Origin of the sequence: Vibrio aquaticus, from assembly GCF_003970385.1 — a bacterium.
Lineage (GTDB): Bacteria > Pseudomonadota > Gammaproteobacteria > Enterobacterales > Vibrionaceae > Vibrio > Vibrio aquaticus.
Genome location: NZ_RXZH01000011.1, coordinates 49,224 through 70,186, shown reverse-complemented (window position 1 = coordinate 70,186; position 20,963 = coordinate 49,224). Strand labels below are relative to the sequence as shown.

The window sequence follows — 20,963 nt, the reverse complement described above, 5'->3', positions numbered from 1 at the left end:
GCTACCCTTGACTGAAAAATGCATTAAGGAACAAGGAACTGACGATGAACACGGTATTTATCACGGGCGCTAACCGAGGAATTGGCTTAAGTTTAATTCAACACTACCTGAATCAAGGTTGGCAAGTTCATGCCACTTACCGCTCTGCTGCGTCATCCTCCGACTTACTCTCAATCAGTGACGCTAAACTGAGCTGCCACCCGCTTGATGTCACAGACTACTCTGCCGTGTCTGCACTGGCGCAACAATTACCTTCCATCGACTTATTGATCAACAACGCTGGCTATTACGGACCTAAAGGCTACGGATTTGGTCATACCGATGCTGAAGAGTGGCGAAAGGTTCTAGAGATTAATGCCATCGCACCTCTCAAACTGGCTGAAGCGTTTTTCCCTAACCTTCAACAAGGGCAACTCAAGAAAATAGCTTGCCTATCTTCTAAAGTCGGTAGCATGACGGAGAACACCTCTGGTGGCGGCTATATATATCGATCTTCAAAAGCGGCATTAAATTCAGTGGTAAAAAGCCTGAGTAACGATCTCACCACTCAAGGCTTCACGGTTTTGGCTCTGCACCCGGGTTGGGTTCAAACTGAAATGGGCGGGCCGAATGCATTGATTGATACCCAAACTTCAGTATCAGGACTAAGCCAAGTGATTCAAAATGCAAACCAAGAGCAAAGTGGCAAGTTCATCAACTATGATGGAAGTGAACTCCCTTGGTAATGGTACGTAATTAAAACCATCACCCTTTTTTGGAACTCACTCTATTTCAATGCGAATTGTGCGAACAGCAATCAGCCTGATCATTTTGATCCCAATATTATCGGGCTGTGACAGCGAATCTCCTGAAGCTTTCTTCGATACCTATTCGCAGAGAGTGGCTAATGTTCTGGATACGTCTTTTGATGAACCTGAGATTTCACTCGATAAACTGCCTCGTAAGCGCGAACTCCAATTAGCCATTCCTACCGTGACCCTAGGACTCCTTGACAGCTATCAGCTGCGCCAATGTGGGCTGTTCCAGCTGATCGCTGAGCGAAATTCCGTATTAGGTAAGATGGCTGACGAGTTCAGTAATTACGACTACCAAGCGGCACTGCTGAGTGGCCTAGCCGCTTGTATCGATAACCCGAATATTGATAGTGAGCTCAGCGCGACATTAAATGAGATTAGAAAACAGAAATCGGCACAGTTATCTATGCATCAATGGAATTTACTCTACGCCAGTGATGCGATGCAAAGCCAGTTATTTGGAACCCAATGGCTAACCACAGGAATGAGTGAGCAAGTACAACAGGTCAACAATGCGCTCTCGACGGTGAATGAGGCATTTAGCGCTTCCTTAGGCGCGTCAAATCTAGTGAAGGTACAAGAAACGCTCGATAAGATTTCTGTGGTGGGTGATCTTTACTATTCTTTGCATCATTCAGCGGCTCAGCTTTCATTTATCACCGAGCAATTGAACAGCAACGATCATAAAGTCATCTGTGCGCCACAAAGAGATATAACTCGCTTTAAGTACCTAAATAATGTTTTCGATCAGCAGTACATTGGCAAGGTACAGCCCTATTTAGCAGCCCTAGACAGTTACTATCAGCAACTGGCCAAGAATCTCACCATTTTTGAGCCCCAACCTCAGCTGCACCCTTATGTTTACCCACTTAAGCAAAGCCACACGGCCTTTCGTCAAGCGACCCTTGAACACATTCAGTATTGGCAGCGCCTATTCAAACGCTGTGGACGAAAAGTCGGTTAAGAGGCTTTCTTTCGGCTAGACGATGACGCTTTCTTACGATATCCGCCTTTCTTGCGCTTAAACGCAGGTCGCTCCACTTTCGGTAAATGACGCAATGATTCTGGAACCTCACCCGACTTAACCTGCCCCATTAGGCCGTCAATACGAGTTTGCAGAGAGTGCATAAATGGGCTGTACGCTTGATTTCGCTCTGCCATGCCTTGCAGTTGGTGCTCCCAATGGGCGGTCATATCTGGATAGGTCGACTCAGACGGCAGCGCATGTACTAAGCCTCGCCCAGCAGGGCTACTCATGATTGATTTACCTTGGCGAGTTAGAAGCTGACGCTTAAACAGAGTATCGAGAATACCAGCTCGGGTCGCTTCTGTGCCTAACCCATCGGTCTCTTTTAGAATTTTCTTTAGCTCTTTATCTTCAACAAAACGAGCGATACCCGTCATTGCTTGCAATAAGGTTGCTTCTGTAAAATGCTTAGGCGGCTCAGTCTTGCGATCTTTGATTTCTCCTTCACGGCAAGTTAAAACCGTACCTTTGGCCAACGGTGGAACAGTGTCGACACTTGCGTCCTCTTCATCGACTTTCCCCATTAACGCTTTCCAACCGGCCGACACAAGTTGACGCCCTTTTGCAATAAAGGTTCCGCCTGCAATATCAAACACCAACTTTGCTTCGGCGTAGACGGCAGCTGGGTAAAATTGCATCAGATATTGGCGCGCGATCTGTTGGTAGATTTTCATCTCGTTGCCAGACAAACCATTCACAGAGGCTTTCTTAGGAGTAGGGATAATAGCGTGGTGAGCATCAACCTTGCTGTCGTTCCACGCTTTAGATTTTAAACTCATATCAGCGCCGTTCACCGCTTGATTCAATTCAGAAGCGTTGTTGGCGATAGCCTCACACACGGCACCCGCTTGCCCATAATGCTCTTTAGGTAGATAACGACTGTCCGAGCGAGGGTAAGTGATCAACTTATGTTTCTCATACAGAGACTGACACGTATCAAGCACTTGTTGAGCACTCATACCAAAACGCTTGGCCGCATCAATCTGTAACGCTGATAGTGAGTATGGTAAGGGTGCAGATTGCTTGGTTTGCTTTTGTTCAGACTCAACCACATTCGCAGGTTGATTCGCTATGCGGCTGGCAACATTTTCCACCAGCTTGCGATTTAAAATACGCCCTTCTTCGTCTTGATAAGGCTTACAGGCTTCACTTGGCTTCCAGCGCGCACGAATATCAAACTGATTCGAGCCATCTTGATAAGGAATGAGAGCATGAAGAGTGAAATAGTCTTTCGGGATAAAGTTTTCGATCTCTTCATCACGGCGAACCACTAGGCCTAAGACTGGGGTTTGCACGCGACCTACCGACAAAACGCCTTGATAGCCCGCCTTTTGCCCAAGCAAGGTATAGGCGCGAGACATATTCATGCCATATAGCCAATCGGCACGAGAACGCGCCAATGCCGAAACAGAAAGGGGAATAAAGTCACGATTGCTGCGCATTTGGCTAAGCGCACGTTTGACCGCTGGTAAGTTTAAGTCGCTGATAAGCAGTCGCTGAGTCGACTCTTTTTTCGTCTTACTCACTTTGCAATAGTCTAGAACTTCATCGACTAGCAGCTGCCCTTCTCTATCAGGGTCGCCAGCATGAATGATTTGATTAGATTCTTTGAGTAGCTTTCGCACTACCGTGAGCTGTTTGCTCGCCGATTTTCTCGGCCTGAGCTGCCACTGCTCAGGAACAATGGGTAAATCGGCTAAATTCCACTTTTTGTATCTGTCATCATACGCATCCGGCTCTACTTGCTCTAATAAGTGACCAATACACCAAGTCACCACATCGCCGTTTCCGCAGCGAATAAAACCTTGGTCATTTTTTTTAGGGCCAGGAAGCGCTGCCGCAATCGCTCGGCCTAAGCTGGGTTTTTCTGCAATAAAGAGACGGGACATAAAATAGGGTCAGATAGATACAATAAGGGCCACATTATCGAATGTGGCCCTTATAAATCAATAAAAAACTGTAAATTTAAACAGTATTTTTAATTCTTATTCTTCGTCAGAACCTGCACGCTCAGCCGCTTCTTTGATTAGAGGCTGAAGTTCGCCTTTCTGGAACATCTCAAGGATGATGTCACAACCACCGATTAGCTCACCTTCAACCCAAAGTTGAGGGAATGTTGGCCACTGAGCGTAAGCTGGAAGCTCTGCACGGATGTCAGGGTTTTGTAGGATGTCTACGTAAGCGAATTTCTCACCACATGCCATAAGTGCTTGTGATGCTTGAGAAGAGAAACCGCAGCTAGGTAGTTTTGGAGAACCTTTCATGTAAAGAAGGATCGTGTTTTCTGCGATTTGCTGTTTGATTTTTTCGATAGTTTCCATTGCTTCCTCTTAATGGAGTTACTGCAAGTTATCCCGATATTCTAAACCATTGGTAGAGAATAAAAAGCCTAATCTACATGGGGTTTTAGACCATAATGAAATTTCATATAGAAATTGTCGAGCTAAGCTTTTAATAAGACGAAAAATTGCTAAACTAGAGCGCAAGTCAGCACAATGACCGTGATCTATTTTTATCTAGATCTCGAATAACAAATACATTGGAAGCAATCGAAAGAGTCTCCTCTCTTTCATATTAAACGGAGAATCGAGCAATGGCATTTGAACTACCAGCTCTTCCTTACGCAAAAGACGCACTAGAACCACACATCTCAGCTGAGACTCTAGATTTCCACCACGGTAAGCACCACAACACTTACGTTGTTAAGCTAAATGGCCTTATCCCTGGTACTGAGTTCGAAGGCAAAACACTAGAAGAGATCATCAAAACTTCTACTGGTGGCGTATTCAACAACGCAGCTCAAATCTGGAACCACACGTTCTACTGGCACTGTCTAGCACCAAACGCTGGCGGTGAACCAACAGGCGCAGTTGCAGACGCAATCAACGCTGCATTCGGTTCTTTCGAAGAGTTCAAAGCGAAGTTCACTGATTCTGCAATCAACAACTTTGGTTCTTCTTGGACTTGGCTAGTGAAGAAAGCTGACGGTTCTCTAGAAATCGTTAACACTTCTAACGCAGCGACGCCTCTAACTGAAGAAGGTACAACTCCACTTCTAACAGTTGACCTATGGGAACACGCTTACTACATCGATTTCCGTAACGTACGTCCAGACTACATGAACGCATTCTGGGCGCTAGTTAACTGGGACTTCGTTGCAGAAAACCTAGCTAAATAATCCTTCCCCTAAGGATTTAAAATTTAGTCGTTTAAAAAGCCAGCATTTCGCTGGCTTTTTTCATTTCTTACGCTGATTTTCCTAAAGTTTTTTGCCGCTGTGTCGTTATAAAAGCATCAAACGAGGAACATCATGCAAATTCACACTTTAGACAAAGCGAGCATTATCAACGAACTTCAGTTCGGCACGGGGATTAACCATGCTGTTCACGAAGGTCGTCGTGCCGATTTCTCGCTGATTTTGTCGATGTTCTCTGATGACGTTCGTGACAACACACCCGTTGAAAAAGTGGATGAAATCGACACAACCGAGCAAGCACTGCGTCAACGGTTTGAATTACAATTGCCTCAACAACTGCGCTCTGATCAAAGCTCTTATGAGATGTCGGCACAGCAAGCGTCACTTTTCCATACGTCGGGTTTACCAAGTGCGAAACTCAGCCACTACCTAAAACCAGATGCTCTCACCTATCTTCCTGAAGATACTCATGATCTTCCTGAAGAGGTTTACCACAATCTATCTGGCCACCAGCGCCGCTCTATGGGTGAAAAAGAACAAAAAGAGTTGATGCCTATTGATCTTTATAATCAGCTCATCAAAGCTCAGCGTACTTTCCAGATCCAAGCACAAGCCTAACGATCAACTCAGATCACAAATTTGATGTCTTATTTTTCGGACTTTGTTAGCAATACGGCTGCATAGTGTGAATGAGGCCAAAATTTCGCACTTTGTCATACTAACGAGCAACGTTATTTGATGTTATTCACAACTCGATAACAGTTAATCAACCATGCTATGTGGACAGTTTTTGCGCAGCATTGCTTATGGGGGGTAAGCCAATGGATATAAAAAGTGCGGTAATTTTAGTGACATCAGCAGGTTCACAAGTGGGTGGAACACTCGCTTACCATTTCGCATCATTAGGCGCGACCGTTGTCCTGTGCGACCGAATCAGCCCACAACTACAACAAAATTTTCAGCTATGTCGTGAAATTTCCGCTCACGTCTATCAATTTAAAATCCCCGATCATTCACTGCCGTCTATCCAAGATCTGTTTGAGTTTATGGATAAAACGGTTGGACGCTCCCCAGATGTTTTGCTCAATACACTTACCGCACAAGCGATGCCCAATGTTTTCGATCAAAAAGGCAGTGATTTGTTTAGTCAAAATCTGTCGTTGATGGCCGCGACCATGTTTAGCTTCGGGCAAGCGACCGCGGAGAGAATGCGCAATGAAAAAAAGAATGGCGTGATAGTGAATGTGGTCTCTAACCCCGATTATCAAGATTTTTCAGGGTTAGACAATGCAACGTCAATGGTGGCAGGGTTTACCCAGAGTTGGGCAAAAGAGCTGACACCGTTCAATATTCGAGTGGGTGGCGTTGTGCCAACGTTAGAGCATGATGAGGCGCACTGGGCAGAAGTCCAAGACGAACTGATTAGAAACACCGAATACATCGTCTCTAATGACTACTTCAGCGGCCGAGTAATGGCAGCTTAAACAATGAAAGGCTCAGAGTGAGCGAAGCACTTGCTCTGACGCCTCTTCAATCAAATCTAGCACCAATTCAAATCCATTGTCACCACCGTAGTACGGATCAGGTATCTCTGAATACCCCGAATCACCATATTCCAAAAACAGCTTCAATTTATAGTGTAAGCGTTTAGGGCATTGAGCTTTTAAGTCGGCTAAGTTGTCTGCATCTGCGGCTAAGATTAGGTCAAACTGTTCGAAATCATCAGCAACCACTTTTCGGGAACGAATCCCTCTGAAGGAATAACCTCGCTTTTCACCTGCAGCTTTCGAGCGAGGGTCAGGCGGATTCCCTTGGTGATACCCGATCGTCCCAGCAGAATCGACAGACACTGGAACCCCGAGTTCCTGAGATTTTGCTCTTAAAACAGCTTCCCCTGTTGGCGAGCGACAAATGTTACCCATACAGACAACGAGAATTTTCTTCATCTTAATCCATGTCCTAGTTGTTCGAGCTTTCCCATAGTAATCATAGGTTTTTGCCCCTATGCGAATACGCTATGATAGGCACAGTATTGTTAAATAAAAAGGATTTACCATGACCTCAGAAACCAATAAAGAAGCTCGTCACAAAGCCAGACAGCAAAAAGTGAAAGAGCAAGTGGATGCCAAAGTGGCTGCCGCTCAAGAAGAGAAAGGGTTGCTACTTATCATCACAGGTAATGGTAAAGGTAAATCAACCTCAGGCTTTGGTACGGTTGCTCGCGCGGTTGGCCACGATAAAAAAGCGGCCGTTGCACAGTTCATTAAGGGTACTTGGGCCAACGGTGAACGAAACTTACTTGAAAAGCTCGGGGTCGAGTTTCATGTTATGGCAACTGGCTTTACGTGGGAAACCCAAAACAAAACTGCGGATACCGAAGCCGCTCAAGGCGTTTGGCAAGAGTGTAAGCGCCTGCTGACTGACGAATCGATTGATGTGGTGCTGTTTGATGAGCTGACTTATATGGTGAGTTACGGCTACATTGAACTAGATGAAGTGGTTGAGGCGCTGAACAATCGTCCGAAGATGCAGTCTGTGATCATCACTGGCCGTGGCGCTCATCGCACACTGATTGAAATGGCTGATACCGTATCAGAAGTAAAGAATGTGAAGCACGCTTTCGAGTCTGGCGTGAAAGCGCTGCAAGGTGTCGATTGGTAGAACGCCAATGTCTTGGGTTATGACCATTTAGATGCGCAGACTAATCGGTCATTCCCTATAGTGAGGCACGAACGTAGTAGGGAATCTCTTGAGGCAATAGGTAATTTCAAGAGATCCCCAATTCGGTCATCCTTCCCTCTTGAGGATGACCGAATCAGAAGCTTAGTTGAACAAACCTTTCAGCAGTCCATCAACGGCTTTCTTAGTATCTTCATCTTTGATCTTGTCCGTCAGTTTTTCTACACCGCGGTCAATCTCTTTTTGCGCTTTCTGCTTGAGTACATCATCAAACACTAGCTTGAACTGAGGCTTGGCCCAAGAACCCGACACATTGATTGGAATCGTTACGTCTTTCAGCTCATCAATATTTTTGCCACCTTGACCTTCAAGTGTACCAACGATCGATGTGCTCACCGTAAAGTCGACCGTCTGGTTGATGTAGTTCGCACTGCCGTTACCACGAATACGAAGTAGCGGTGATTGCATGGTTAAATCATTGGTCGATACGTTGCCTTTGTTCAGCTTCAAGGTCGCTTTCATCGCACTGAAATCCGTCTTTTGAACGCCTTCTTTATCGTCGTACTTTTCACCTTTAATTTTGGCGTAGTTCTCACGAATAAGCTGAGCAACGTTAATGCCGTGTACTGCACCGTCTTCAAAGTTAATCGCAATCGTGCCAACTAAGTTCTTTTGGATACCTGTAGACGTTAGGCTCTTACCTTTCACGTCCACACTGATGTTACCCGTACCTTCCAACATATCGTTAGCTGCCACATCTTTCAGTAAGGGTTGAACCTGAACGCCTTTAATACGTTTTTTAGCGGTATAAGTTGCCGGTGATTTACGTGCATCTAAGCGAGCAGTTGCACTGATCGAGCCTTGGTACAGGTTAGAAGTAAACGAATTCAGCTCGGCAATACCGCGGTTAACTGTGAACACTGTTTTTACGTTCTGCATTTTGGCATTGTTAGCTTTGAACTTATCGATGGTGATATCACCTTTTACGTCCAGTGTTTTAAGCGCAGAAAGATCCGGTTCGACTTCTTGTGCTGGTTTCGCTGGTGACGTTTTGGCGGTTTTAGACTCACTGCTAGGTGCTGACTCAGAATTAGCTTTGCTTTCTTGTGCTTGAGCTAAACCTAAGAACTCATCCAAATCGATATTTGGGCTGTGAAGAGAGAAACGAACTTTCGGAATGTCTGCTAAGGTAATATCGGCTTTACCATCGAAAGCCAACGCATTGGCGGTCAACTTCTCTAACACAAAGCTCAGGTGGCTCTTGGTTAAGTCGAAAGAAAGATCCGACGCCATGTCTACTTTCATCGGAGATTGAGGAAGCGTATCACCCTTAAACGTAGCATCCAGCGTCAGTTGGTTCATCACCACTTTCGTGATTGCTTTATCAACATTCAGTGACGCAGCGCCTTTCATCTCGATATCCAAACCGGCTGCATTGCCTACAACGGCGTAAGTCAGTGCATTGGCTTTATCAAACTCAAACGTTTCTAGGCCAATTTTAGCGCTTTCAATTTGAGTCGCGGCATCACTAAAGCTTGCGTCTAGGTTGATGTTACGCAGTGCGTAGTCCTTAAAGCCTTTCGCTAGCTTAAATTCAGCATCACCTTGCGCCGCAAATTTCTGCTGATTCGCTTCGCCTTTCGCTGCGAAGTCCACTTTGGTCCATGTATCGACCGCAAATTCAGAAAGGTTTAATGACACATCGTATAACTTAGTGAACGAGCCCGCTTGCTTGTCTTGAATTTCAACCGATGCGTTAGAGACCGTCACACCTGCAAGGTTGATGCTCCAAGCCGATTCACTACTTTGTTCTGTCGGTGTTGATTCTGCAGGCTTCGAATCTGATGTGGTCGCTGGAGTTGAGTCTGTCGCCGTCGCTTGAGCAGTTTGAGCTTGCGTCAGCGCATCAATGTTCTTCGACCCATCTTTTAATGTTTCAAGCGAGAAAGCCGCACCATCTAAAGTGATGTTGCCGATTTCAAGTTGTTGACTGAACAATGGCATCACAGAGACATCGATACCAACCGTGTCCACTTTGAACATATTCAGTTGTTCAAAGCCTTTCGGGTTACGTAACTCTGTTTGGCCTAACTCGAAGCCAATCGATGGGAAGAATTGCCAGCTAATATCGCCGTCAATCACCAGCTCTAAGCCTGTGTGTGTTTTTGCTTGTTCAACAATCAGAGGTTTAAATTGGTTAGGATTAACCAATACGACAAGAGCCACTAACAGGCCAAGAATCGCAATAAGAGGAATTGCGATAAACAGGAACAGTTTCTTCATTAGCGTTATCCTTGCTTTGCGAATCGGTAAGTTGTTCTTACTTTACCAACCTCAAGTATAAATGGTCGATTTTGACTTTTCAGACCATAAAAAGAAAGTGGCACTAAAAGTGCCACTTATCTCATAAAAAATAAAGTCTTATACGTGCAATTAGCACTAAGCTTTCAGAAGTTTTGCAATGTGCGCTTTGAGTACATCAATTGCAATACGGTTTTTACCACCGCGAGGAACAATGATGTCTGCGTATTGCTTAGAAGGTTCGATGAATTGCATGAACATCGGGCGAACCGTCTCTTGGTATTGCTTAAGAACAGAGTCCATTGTACGACCACGTTCTTCTACATCACGCTTAACACGGCGAAGTAGACAGATATCAAGTGGTGTATCCATAAATACCGTCGCGTGCATTAGGTCACGTAGACGAGGGTCTGTAAGAAGTAAGATACCTTCAAGGATGATCACCTTCTTTGGTGTCATTGGCGTGGTATTTTCTGTACGAGTGTGGTCAGTGTAGCTGTACTCTGGTACTTCTACCGCTTCACCTTTGACTAGCTTTTCTAAGTGCTCGCACAGTAAGTCGTGATCAAGCGCGCTCGGGTGGTCATAGTTAGTTTTAACACGCTCTTCCATGCTGAGATGGCTTTGATCGTTGTAGTAGCAATCTTCCGTAATCACACCAATTTGATGATCGCCCACTTTCTCACGTAATTCGTTGTAGATAGTGCTAGCGATTAAACTTTTTCCAGAAGCAGACGCGCCAGCAATACCGACGATGACGCATTGATTATTATCAGACATTATTCTTGCACCCGATGATTTAGATTGGTGTTTTATGCTAATACTAGCAGTGCATCAAAAGATCAGCGCTAAGCATTAGTATAAATTGGATAAACCGCCTGATTATAGGGAGTTCCCTCGCCTGTTGCTAGCCGCGATTATGAAGAAATTCGCAAATAGAATAAAAGCCACTCACGCAATCGATTACACAGAATAAAAACAAAAAGAGCGCTCAGTAGCGCTCTTTCTTATTGAGTGAAATGTCCGCTATTCGACCATGGTAAACATAATGTTTTCAGGCTTAGTCTTGCCTCGCCAATACAAACGAGAGCTCACCGCTTCCGCCAATGCCATATATTGCTGCGCATGTTCAGATTCAGGGCGAGCCGCGACTGTCGGCTTGCCATTGTCGATATCTTCACGCATTTGAATATGAAGTGGAATTTGGGCAAGAAGATCTAATCCGTACTCGCTCGCCATTTGCTCCGCGCCACCAGCGCCAAAGATGTGTTCTTTCTCTCCACAATGGCTACAAATGTGATAGCTCATATTCTCAACGACACCAACAACCGGCACATCCACTTTGCCAAACATCGCCGCACCTTTACGTGCATCGGCTAAGGCTAAGTCTTGAGGTGTTGTCACGATCACAGCACCTGTTACCGGCACTTGCTGAGATAAGGTCAATTGAATATCGCCTGTCCCTGGTGGCATATCAATCACCAAGTAATCGAGATCTGGCCACTCAGTTTCATTAAGTAGCTGAGACAGCGCTTTGGCGGCCATTGGGCCACGCCAAATAGCGGCATCATCTTTTGATACCAAGTAACCAATCGAATGAGTATGAATACCGTGCGCACTGATCGGCTGCATCCATTTGTTATCACGAACTTCTGGTCGTGCGTCTATTTGACCGATCATGAGCGGAACCGATGGACCGTAGATGTCTGCATCTAACAGACCCACTTTTGAACCAGACTTTGCCAACGCAAGCGCTAAGTTCACCGATGTGGTCGACTTACCCACACCACCTTTAGCCGAGGTCACGGCAATGACGTTCTTAACGCCTTTAATTTCATGAGCCACATGCGTCTCTAAAGGCTTTGGCGAGACTGTGATCGTGTAATCAAAAGACTGAATATCGCCATTTTTTTGCTGAGAAGCGATCCAATCAGAAAGTTCGGTTTTTAAATGGTTGGCAGCAAAAGGAATATCAATTGAAAACCCTTCCGGCTTTACAGACACAATATTGGCTGAAGAAGCCCATTCTGAAATAAGAGATGGGTGCTCAAATTGGTTCAACCAATCACAGAAATCTTGCTTTGAAGTGAACTGACGCATAGGTCCTCCTTATGCATCTAATCGTAACACTCCATCAGCCGATACTGAACCCTGAAAAAACTAGGGTTTCCCATATTGGAAGCCTTGGAGTCACTGGTGGGATAAGGTAGTATTACGCTCTATTTTTCTATACTCCTTAAAAAGCGAATATTAAGTATGGCAAACGATCCACGCGCTCTTGACTCGAGAAAACTACTGGTAACTTGTGCCCTTCCGTACGCTAACGGTTCAATTCACCTAGGTCATATGCTTGAGCACATTCAAGCTGACATCTGGGTTCGATACCAACGCCTACGCGGCAACACTGTAAACTTCATCTGTGCTGACGATGCTCACGGCACGCCAATCATGCTAAAAGCACAACAGATGGGAATTACGCCAGAAGAGATGATCGCTGCAGTAAGTGAAGAGCACCAAAAAGACTTCGCTGGCTTCGATATTAGCTTTGACAACTACCACAGCACGCACTCTGAAGAGAACCGTGAGCTGGCTTCACACATCTACCTAGAGCTTAAGAAAAACGGTTTCATTTCTAGCCGCACTATTTCTCAGCTGTTTGACCCAGAAAAAGAGATGTTCCTACCGGATCGTTTCGTAAAAGGTACCTGTCCTAAGTGTAAGTCAGAAGACCAATACGGTGACAACTGTGATAACTGTGGTGAGACGTACAGCCCAACGGAACTGATCGATCCTAAATCAGCAGTATCTGGCGCAACTCCAGTAATGAAAGATTCTGAGCACTTCTTCTTCGATCTACCTCAGTTTGAAAGCATGCTACAAGAGTGGACTCGCTCTGGCTCTCTTCAGTCTGAAACTGCGAACAAAATGCAGGAATGGTTCGAGTCTGGCCTACAGCAGTGGGATATCTCACGCGATGCGCCTTACTTTGGTTTCGAAATTCCAGGTGAAAAAGATAAGTTCTTCTACGTATGGCTAGACGCACCGGTTGGCTACATGGCTTCGTTCAAAAACCTATGTAACAAGACTGAAGGCCTAGACTTCGATGAGTACTGGAAGAAAGACAGCACGACTGAGCTTTACCACTTTATCGGTAAAGACATTGTTTACTTCCACTCACTATTCTGGCCTGCAATGCTAGAAGGTTCTGGTTTCCGTAAGCCAAACAACGTATTCGTACACGGCTACGTGACAGTAAACGGCGCGAAAATGTCTAAGTCGAAAGGCACATTCATCAAAGCAGCGACTTACCTAGATCACCTAGATCCAGAATGCCTGCGTTACTACTACGCTGCGAAACTAAACAGCCGTATTGATGACCTAGACCTTAACCTTGAAGACTTCACTCAGCGCGTTAACGCTGACGTAGTAAACAAAATCGTTAACCTAGCATCTCGTAACGCTGGCTTCATCACTAAGCGTTTTGAAGGCAAGCTATCTGCTAACTTCGCTGAACCTGAGCTATACAACGAGTTCGCAGCTGCGGCTGATCGTATCGCAGAGCTTTTTGAGACTCGTGAGTTTGGCCGTGCAATCCGTGAAATCACAGCACTAGCAGACAAAGCAAACCAATACGTTGATGAGAAAGCACCGTGGGTTGTTGCGAAAGAAGAAGGTAAAGACCAAGAACTACAAAACATCTGTTCTGTTGGTATCAACCTATTCCGCGTTCTGATGACTTACCTAAAACCGGTAATGCCAGAACTTGCAGCACGTACTGAAGCGTTCCTAAACGAAGAGCTAACTTGGGAAGGTGTTGCAGCGCCACTGACTGATCACGAGATCACTAAGTTCAAAGCGCTATTCAACCGCATCGATCCTAAGAAGGTTGAAGCGATGATTGAAGCGTCTAAAGAAGACGCAGCAGCTGAAGTTGCAGCGAAAGAAGCGGCAGAAGCTGAAAAGAACAAAGCAAGCCAAACTGAACTAGACAAAGAACCAATCGCAGACGAGATTGAATTTGATGCTTTCGCAGCAGTCGATATGCGTATCGCACGTATCATCTCTTGTGAAGAAGTGCCAAAAGCAAACAAACTGCTTAAGTTCCAACTGGACATCGGTGGTGAAACTCGTCAGGTATTCTCAGGCATCAAGTCTGCGTACAAACCTGAAGAGCTAGAAGGCAAGCTAACCGTAATGGTAGCGAACCTAAAACCTCGTAAGATGAAGTTTGGTATGTCTGAAGGCATGATCCTAGCAGCAGGCCCTGGTGGCAGCGACCTATGGATTCTTGAGCCACATGAAGGTGCTCAGCCTGGTATGCGTGTAATGTAAGCTTGATTGCTTAGATTGAAAGCCCTGCTCTAACCCAGCAGGGCTTTTTTGTTTCACCATATTGGAAAAAATCTGCACCATGGGTGAACACCTCAACAAACACACCTAATCTAAGTCATTGATTTTCATAGAAAAGAAATTTGGCATCAAATCTGCCTACTCCTTATTTATCAACAAGATAAATCGCAAACCCAAAGGAGTTGGTTATGTTTGTAGTCATTTCAATTCTCATCTCGTGCGCTATTTTAGCCACGCTCTTTCACTATTCGAAGCGCCGACAAGTCACACTGCAGCGAAAATTCGACACGCTTGTTCTACTTCGTCAACTGCTGCTACTTAGTAGAGAGCATCGACAGGTAAGCCACCAATCCTTGCAAACAGAGACCAAAGAGTCTGCTCAGTCACAGCTCGATCAACTCTATAAGCAACTATTAGACTGCTCAAATCAGCTGGTCGCCATTGTCCCATTTGATAACAAACCTATGTTTCGTATCTTTCAGCTCAAGCTCAAAGCCATGCACAGTGATTGGCAAGATAGAACCATTGCACGTAATCAGATCATTCATGGCAAAACCATTCGTCATGCCATGTTCTTAATGGATGAGATTGCCCTTGCGTGGCTGATTGAGTCAGAACGTGAAGATCTACATGATGAATACCACCTCAACTGGCAACAAGTACTCGAAAGCATGGAGGTGCTAACGCAGCTTCGCCTGTGTATTCCTGACGGCGACTCACCAGAGGGATTTATCAGACTGAAATATTACGCGGATAAAACCAGACGCAAGTTAAACCAGCTTTCTTTGATTAGCCCTTTATCGGTCGCCTCACCAATCAGTACTCAAGCCATACTTCAGCTCACTGAGGTAGCCTCTGCCGAGCAACTGCCTATCACGTGCCAACAGCTCTATAAAGTTACCAGTGATATTTCCGTCACCATTGCTCAAGTTTATGATCAGATGTTGTCGGATATGGCAGAAAGCTTATACCTCCCTCTACCAAAAGTTAACTACGCATAACTAAGCTTAGTGAGCGGTAGGTCTACTCTATTCCTGCCGCTCTTTCGGTCCCGCTTATTAGCTATCACCACCTCTTTTATTTCTATCCCCTCACACGCATCTCTGATAAAGTCGCCCCTAATTACTGAACTTCAGTTCCTGACTAAAGAGCACCTCCTGTGACCAATAACGAAATCTTGCGCCGTATCCAGCATTCACTGAATCTGAAAAATACTCAAATCATCAAAGCATTTGAACAAGCCGACACGACTGTTGAAGCAAACCAAGTGAATAACTGGCTAAAAGCGGATTCAGACAAAGCAATGACTAAGATGAAAGATAAAGAACTGGCTCAGTTCCTAAATGGTTTCATCAATCTAAAGCGTGGCAAGAAAGAAGGTGAACAACCTAAGCCAGAGCAATCACTCACCAACAATATGATTTTCATGAAGCTACGTATCGCACTAAATATGAAAGCAGAAGATGTGTTGGATGTATTAGAAGTGGTTGGTGTTAGCCTAAGCAAATATGAAATCGGCGCTTATTTCCGTAAGCCAAACAACAAGAACTACAAAGCGTGTGAAGATCAATTGCTGTGTGATTTCTTAAACGGCGTGCAATTTACTAACCGCCCTGATTCAGAAGAGTTTGTAGCGTAACATTGCCCTTAACCCGAATACAAAAAACCTCAATCATGGTTACCCATGATTGAGGTTTTTTTCTATTAGATAGCGCCTACTTACGCACTACCCTTAAAGCATTTTACGTGCAGCTTCTACTACGACTTTGATTGAGCGTGCTTCCGTCTCTTTTAGCGTTGAGTGATCTGGGATCTCTTTCTGCGTACGGTTGATGATAACACCTGCCACACAGCCCGCTTTTAGACCAGAGCTCGCACACATTGTTAGAAGCGTTGCTGACTCCATTTCGAAGTTCAATACGCCCATGTCTTGCCATTCTTGCATAGAACCTTGGAAGCGCTTAACAACACGGCCAGAGAAAGTGTCGTAACGCTCTTGGCCTGGGTAGAAAGTATCGCTTGAAGCCGTTACACCCATGTGCACTGTCGCACCAGACTCCTCAACTGCCGCTTTCATTGCTGTCGCTACTTCAAAGTCTGCTACCGCTGGGAACTCCATTGGCGCAAAGTGCAGGCTCGCACCATCTAAACGCACCGAACCGGTAGAAACGATCATGTCGCCTACGTTTACGTGCGGTTGAATCGCACCCGTTGTACCAACGCGAAGGAAAGTACGAACACCAAGCTGCGCCAGTTCTTCAACAGCAATCGAAGTCGAAGGACCACCGATACCAGTTGAACAAACAACGACTGGCTTGCCGTCAAGCTCAGCACGGTAAAGCGTGTATTCGCGGTGACTTGCTAGGAATACTGGGTTTTCCATTTCTTCCGCAATTTTTTGAACACGCGCTGGGTCACCAGGGATAATCGCTAGAGTAGCGCCAGCAAGATCTTCTTGAGTAACACCAAGGTGGAATACAGCTTGAGACATAGGTAGCTCCTTGTTTGGCAAGTCAGGACTTATCACGTTCTGCTCGCTCTATAAATTTATCGGGTACAAGGGATACTCTAACGAACAAGTGGTGATATTGAAGTGATCATTGTCACAACTAAGATCGCAACAAAATGTCACATTACACATAAAACCGGTTTGCATCACACTTTATCGCAACAATGGGGACTCATTGCATAAAAAATCGCCCACACAGTGACTGTATGGACGATCTTCCTTCAACACGCTGCTCGGATTACACTGAATGCTTTGGTTTAAACTTCAGTAAGCGTAGAGCATTGAGCGTTACAATCGCGGTTGCACCACTGTCTGCTAACACCGCAACCCATAACCCGGTAATACCGAGTAAGCTGGTCACGAGGAACACGCCTTTTAGGCCCAGAGCCAACGCAATGTTCTGACGAATGTTGTTTAAGGTGGCGCGAGATAACTCGATCATTCCCGCAAGCTCAAGCAGTCGATTGTGCGTGATGGCGGCATCGGCGGTTTCAAGTGCCACGTCCGTACCACCACCCATCGCAATACCAATGCTCGACGCTTTCATAGCGGGCGCATCATTAATGCCATCCCCGACCATCGCAACATTGCCATTGGCCGAGAGTTGTTCAACATAGGTGACTTTATCTTGTGGAAGTAGCTGCGCCTTATAATCAATGCCGATCTTTTCACTGATCGCCTTAGCACTACGAGGGTTGTCACCGGTAAGCATAATGGAATGAATACCGAGTGAATTAAGTGCTTGGACCGCTTTAGCCGAGTCATCACGCAAGGTATCTTGCCAGGCAATCACACCGATTGGCGTGGTAGTCGATTCAATCGCCACAACAACCGTTTTACCTTGGTCTTCGAGTAGTTCAATTTGCGCAGCAAGTACTGGTTCTAACTCAAACGTCACTTTGCTTGGTGCAACGACTTGGTATTCGACCCCGTCTACAATACCTCGAACACCACTACCAACTAAGGCTTGTTTCTGCTCAGCTTCGACAATCTCAACGCCAACCGACTTGGCTTTGTTAACCAAAGAAACCGCAAGAGGATGACTTGAACCCACTTCAATTGCCGCAACTTTGGCAAGTAATGCGGATTGTTCCCAGTTGACTAACGGCACAATGTCAGTGACTTCTGGTTTACCTTTGGTCAATGTGCCGGTTTTATCAAATGCGATGGTTTCAACACTGCCGAGCAACTCTAAAGCGGCGCCGCCTTTGATCAAAGCACCTCGACGTGCCGCTGCGGCTAAGCCGGATGTAATGGCAGCAGGCGTTGAAATGACTAGCGCACAAGGACAAGCGATCAGCAGCAGAGCCAGGCCACGATAAACCCAGGTTTCCCATGGTTGAGCAAATAGCAGAGGTGGCGTGATGATCACCATCAGCGACACCAACATCATCAGCGGTGTGTACCAACGGCTGAATTTGTCTAAGAAACGTTCTAATGGCGCTTTGCGTGATTCCGCTTCTTCAATCAGGTGAAGAATACGGTCGATGGCGTTTTCGCCTTGCTTCGAGGTAATGGTAAAACGCACCACGCGGTCCACCACCACAGCTCCCGCCATAACCGATTCACCCGTGTAACGTTCTACTGGAATGGATTCGCCCGTCAAAGCGCTTTCATCAAAACTGGCATGGTCATCGTGCAGTTTTCCGTCTGCCGGTAATCTTGAGCCCGGAGACACTTCAATGATGTCACCTGGCTGCAACTCGCTCGCAGAAACTTCAATACGATCGCCATCAACGACTTTGATTGCACTTTCAGGCACAAGCGCCATCAAGGTTTGAACCCCACTTCTTGCGCGAGAGGCGGCAAATGCTTCCAGTCTTTCACCAATAAGGAACAACAAGAGAACCATGGCGGCTTCAACCGTTTCGCCTAAGTATAATGCGCCGATTGCCGCCACACTCATCAAGGTTTCGATAGCGAAAGGTGTTCCAGATTTAGCCAAAGAGAACGCTTTCTTAGCGATTGGGAAAAGGCCGGCTAAACAGGTAAGGATAAACAGCCACTCGCTGACTTGTGGGAAGCTTGATTTAAGGACTGCAGCAACAAGCATTGCGGAAGCGATCGCAATGATTTGGCCATTGTCTTTCATGACGCCAGCCCAACCTTTGGGTTGTTCAAGCGAAGCGTTGGCCTGAGTCGAGCTTGAGAATGAAAAGCCCGTTTCAATGATCGTCTGTTCTATTTTTTCAGCGATGTTCTCTTGATTGGTTTTGATGACCAATTTTTCCGTTGCAAAGAGCACCTTCGCTTCAACGATTCCAGAAACTTTATTGACCGCTGTTTCAATTTTTCTTGCACAAGATGGACAGTCCATCCCGTTCACTTTCCAGCTATAAGTGAATATCGCCTCGGATGAGGCCCCGGACTCACTCTCTTCGTCAGTCGGGTCAGCCGTGCTACTACAGCTATTTGAACTGCAGCAACCGGTATCAGCAGTCTCTACGCCTGCCATTTGAATACTGGTAATTTTAGGGCTTGAGCAAGAGCCTGATTGTGATGGGTTTGCCGCTACTTTGTCAGAGCGGCAAGCTTGATGTTTGGTGCACATATTACGATCTCCATTTGATGTACACCTTAATCATAAACCTTGGAGTCTACTCCAAGGTCAAACTTTTTCTGCGATTTCTTCAGTGACTTCTGTGGTCGCAGCCACATCATCAATAAGCACGGCATCATGGCTACAGAACGGTTGGCTATTCACACTGGTAATCGATGGATCAGCTTCGACTTGTTCAATACAAGAGCTTGTCGTTAGATCGGACAGGTGTTTGCGTAATACGAAAGTCGCGATAATACCAAAGACCACGGTCCCCACGGCTTGACCATAAAGCACGCCAAGCGCACCAAACCAAAGCGCACCAAAATGCACAAATGGCAGCGTACCTAATGTTGCTTTGCCCAAATTAAGTGCCGTTGAATAGAAAGGCTTACCCAAATTATTAAAAGAGGTATTGGCAACGAATTGCGCACCATTGAAGATAAAACTGATTGCTACATACGTACAAAACGCTGCAACAATGATTTGAGCATCCCCCTCTAGGTTGAACATACTGATGATCAAATCCTGAGAGAAGTAAAGAACGACACACACCACTAGCGTGTAAATGGTGGTCACAATCAGTGAGTTATTGAGGGTCTCTTTAACGCGATCCAAGCGCTCCGCGCCAAAGTTTTGCCCAATGATTGGACCGACCGCTCCTGACAGCGCAAAAATCACCGCAAAACAAACGGGCGTTAAGCGACCAATGACCGCGAAGCCCGCAACATAGTTCTCGCCAAACTGTGCAATCGAAGAGGTGACAATCGCATTACCAATTGGCGTCGCAATATTGGTAATAATGGCAGGAACCGCAATCGCCAAAATAATGCGTAGATTTTGTCGCCATACAGAAAAATCAAAACGCGCCGCCAGTTGATGCACTTTGATCAACGGGTATAAAGAAAAGAACAGTACTGTGAATCGAGCAAACACAGAGGCCAATGCGGCCCCCTCAACGTTCCAATCGAAGCCAAAAATAAAGATAGGATCTAAGATGGCGTTGACGATACCACCAGCCAGCGTTGCCCACATTGAGCGTTTGGCATCTCCTGCGGCACGTAAGCCTGCACCTGCAGCCATCGCGACCGCAATCACTGGGGCACTTGGCAAGATAATACGCAGATACGCTTCGGCTCGTTCAGCCGCGACGCCTTGAGCTCCGATGGCTTCTAATAGCTCTGGGATAAAGGTAAACATCACCCCCGAAACCAACACACTGATCGCCACAGCGGTAAACATAATGCTGGTACTGAGCTGCCTCGCTTGCTCTCGTTTTTTCGCACCAATGGCTTTGGAGACTAATGCCCCCATCGCGATGGAAGTACCGATTGAAATAGAGGTAGAGAAGAAAACCAATGTGCCTGCAAAGCCCACAGCAGCGGCTAATTCCACTTGGCCTAGCATGCTGATAAACAGCATATCGATCAGGTCAACAACAAACAGTGCCATCAGACCCACCGAGCCCGCACCAGACATCACCAATATATGGCGCATGGTTGACCCTTCTACGAACTTGGCGGTTTGATCTGTCATTATTTTTCTCTTCATTCTTACAATAAGAAAAG

Annotated in this window: 18 protein-coding genes; 9 read left to right on the top strand and 9 right to left on the bottom strand. The window is 45.9% G+C overall.

Annotation, left to right across the window (positions count from 1 at the left end; translation table 11 throughout):
* Positions 1–44 precede the first annotated feature (44 nt).
* Both EJ063_RS17950 and EJ063_RS17945 read left to right on the top strand, forming a co-directional pair.
* A complete protein-coding gene (locus EJ063_RS17950) occupies positions 45–725 on the top strand; it encodes an SDR family oxidoreductase (protein WP_126575686.1) in 681 nt (226 codons plus the stop codon).
* Between the two features lie 49 nt (positions 726–774).
* The gene (locus EJ063_RS17945) at positions 775–1,758 is read left to right on the top strand and encodes a DUF3080 domain-containing protein (RefSeq protein ID WP_126575685.1); all 984 of its coding nucleotides are present in this window, start codon (positions 775–777) and stop codon (positions 1,756–1,758) included.
* On the opposite strand, the gene EJ063_RS17940 is transcribed toward EJ063_RS17945, so the two are convergent.
* Together EJ063_RS17940 and EJ063_RS17935 are read right to left on the bottom strand one after the other, a co-directional pair.
* A complete protein-coding gene (locus EJ063_RS17940) occupies positions 1,755–3,710 on the bottom strand; it encodes a DNA topoisomerase III (protein ID WP_126575684.1) in 1,956 nt (651 codons plus the stop codon). The genes EJ063_RS17945 and EJ063_RS17940 overlap by 4 nt on opposite strands.
* A gap of 96 nt (positions 3,711–3,806) precedes the next feature.
* Positions 3,807–4,142, bottom strand: a complete 336-nt coding sequence (locus EJ063_RS17935) for a Grx4 family monothiol glutaredoxin (protein ID WP_126575683.1) — start codon at positions 4,140–4,142, stop codon at positions 3,807–3,809.
* A gap of 272 nt (positions 4,143–4,414) precedes the next feature.
* On the opposite strand from EJ063_RS17935, the gene sodB reads away from it, so the two are divergent.
* The 3 genes from sodB (at position 4,415) to EJ063_RS17920 (ending at position 6,501) form a co-directional block, all read left to right on the top strand.
* Complete coding sequence (sodB, locus tag EJ063_RS17930) at positions 4,415–4,999, top strand: superoxide dismutase [Fe] (protein ID WP_126575682.1); 585 nt, start codon at positions 4,415–4,417, stop codon at positions 4,997–4,999.
* Positions 5,000–5,131: 132 nt separating this feature from the next.
* The gene (locus tag EJ063_RS17925) at positions 5,132–5,635 is read left to right on the top strand and encodes a VC2046/SO_2500 family protein (protein WP_126575681.1); all 504 of its coding nucleotides are present in this window, start codon (positions 5,132–5,134) and stop codon (positions 5,633–5,635) included.
* A 203-nt stretch (positions 5,636–5,838) separates the two neighbouring features.
* Complete coding sequence (locus EJ063_RS17920) at positions 5,839–6,501, top strand: SDR family oxidoreductase (protein WP_126575680.1); 663 nt, start codon at positions 5,839–5,841, stop codon at positions 6,499–6,501.
* 12 nt (positions 6,502–6,513) lie between these two features.
* Here EJ063_RS17920 and EJ063_RS17915 read toward each other — a convergent pair whose 3' ends face one another.
* Positions 6,514–6,963 carry a low molecular weight protein-tyrosine-phosphatase gene (locus EJ063_RS17915; protein WP_126575679.1) on the bottom strand — a complete coding sequence of 150 codons (450 nt, stop codon included), beginning with the start codon at positions 6,961–6,963 and terminating at the stop codon, positions 6,514–6,516.
* A gap of 109 nt (positions 6,964–7,072) precedes the next feature.
* Between EJ063_RS17915 and cobO the strand changes: the two genes are divergently transcribed.
* Positions 7,073–7,678 (top strand): cob(I)yrinic acid a,c-diamide adenosyltransferase, encoded by a 606-nt coding sequence (cobO, locus tag EJ063_RS17910; RefSeq protein ID WP_126575678.1) that lies wholly within the window; start codon positions 7,073–7,075, stop codon positions 7,676–7,678.
* Positions 7,679–7,840: 162 nt separating this feature from the next.
* On the opposite strand, the gene EJ063_RS17905 is transcribed toward cobO, so the two are convergent.
* From EJ063_RS17905 to apbC, 3 genes are all read right to left on the bottom strand, one after another.
* Positions 7,841–9,979 carry an AsmA family protein gene (locus tag EJ063_RS17905; RefSeq protein ID WP_126575677.1) on the bottom strand — a complete coding sequence of 713 codons (2,139 nt, stop codon included), beginning with the start codon at positions 9,977–9,979 and terminating at the stop codon, positions 7,841–7,843.
* A 156-nt stretch (positions 9,980–10,135) separates the two neighbouring features.
* Positions 10,136–10,777 carry a uridine kinase gene (gene udk / locus EJ063_RS17900; RefSeq protein WP_126575676.1) on the bottom strand — a complete coding sequence of 214 codons (642 nt, stop codon included), beginning with the start codon at positions 10,775–10,777 and terminating at the stop codon, positions 10,136–10,138.
* A 246-nt stretch (positions 10,778–11,023) separates the two neighbouring features.
* Positions 11,024–12,097 (bottom strand): iron-sulfur cluster carrier protein ApbC, encoded by a 1,074-nt coding sequence (gene apbC, locus EJ063_RS17895; protein WP_126575675.1) that lies wholly within the window; start codon positions 12,095–12,097, stop codon positions 11,024–11,026.
* Positions 12,098–12,253: 156 nt separating this feature from the next.
* Between apbC and metG the strand changes: the two genes are divergently transcribed.
* From metG to EJ063_RS17880, 3 genes are all read left to right on the top strand, one after another.
* A complete protein-coding gene (gene metG, locus EJ063_RS17890; RefSeq protein ID WP_126575674.1) occupies positions 12,254–14,329 on the top strand; it encodes a methionine--tRNA ligase in 2,076 nt (691 codons plus the stop codon).
* A gap of 206 nt (positions 14,330–14,535) precedes the next feature.
* The gene (locus EJ063_RS17885; RefSeq protein WP_126575673.1) at positions 14,536–15,348 is read left to right on the top strand and encodes a hypothetical protein; all 813 of its coding nucleotides are present in this window, start codon (positions 14,536–14,538) and stop codon (positions 15,346–15,348) included.
* Positions 15,349–15,506: 158 nt separating this feature from the next.
* Positions 15,507–15,986, top strand: a complete 480-nt coding sequence (locus EJ063_RS17880; RefSeq protein ID WP_126575672.1) for a YehS family protein — start codon at positions 15,507–15,509, stop codon at positions 15,984–15,986.
* A 93-nt stretch (positions 15,987–16,079) separates the two neighbouring features.
* On the opposite strand, the gene udp is transcribed toward EJ063_RS17880, so the two are convergent.
* The 3 genes from udp to EJ063_RS17865 form a co-directional block, all read right to left on the bottom strand.
* Positions 16,080–16,838, bottom strand: coding sequence for a uridine phosphorylase (udp, locus tag EJ063_RS17875; RefSeq protein ID WP_126575671.1), 759 nt, complete (start codon positions 16,836–16,838; stop codon positions 16,080–16,082).
* 256 nt (positions 16,839–17,094) lie between these two features.
* Positions 17,095–19,407, bottom strand: coding sequence for a zinc/cadmium/mercury/lead-transporting ATPase (locus EJ063_RS17870; RefSeq protein WP_126575670.1), 2,313 nt, complete (start codon positions 19,405–19,407; stop codon positions 17,095–17,097).
* A gap of 57 nt (positions 19,408–19,464) precedes the next feature.
* Entirely contained in the window at positions 19,465–20,931 is a 1,467-nt protein-coding gene (locus EJ063_RS17865; RefSeq protein ID WP_126575669.1) for an MATE family efflux transporter, read from the bottom strand.
* Positions 20,932–20,963 lie beyond the last annotated feature (32 nt).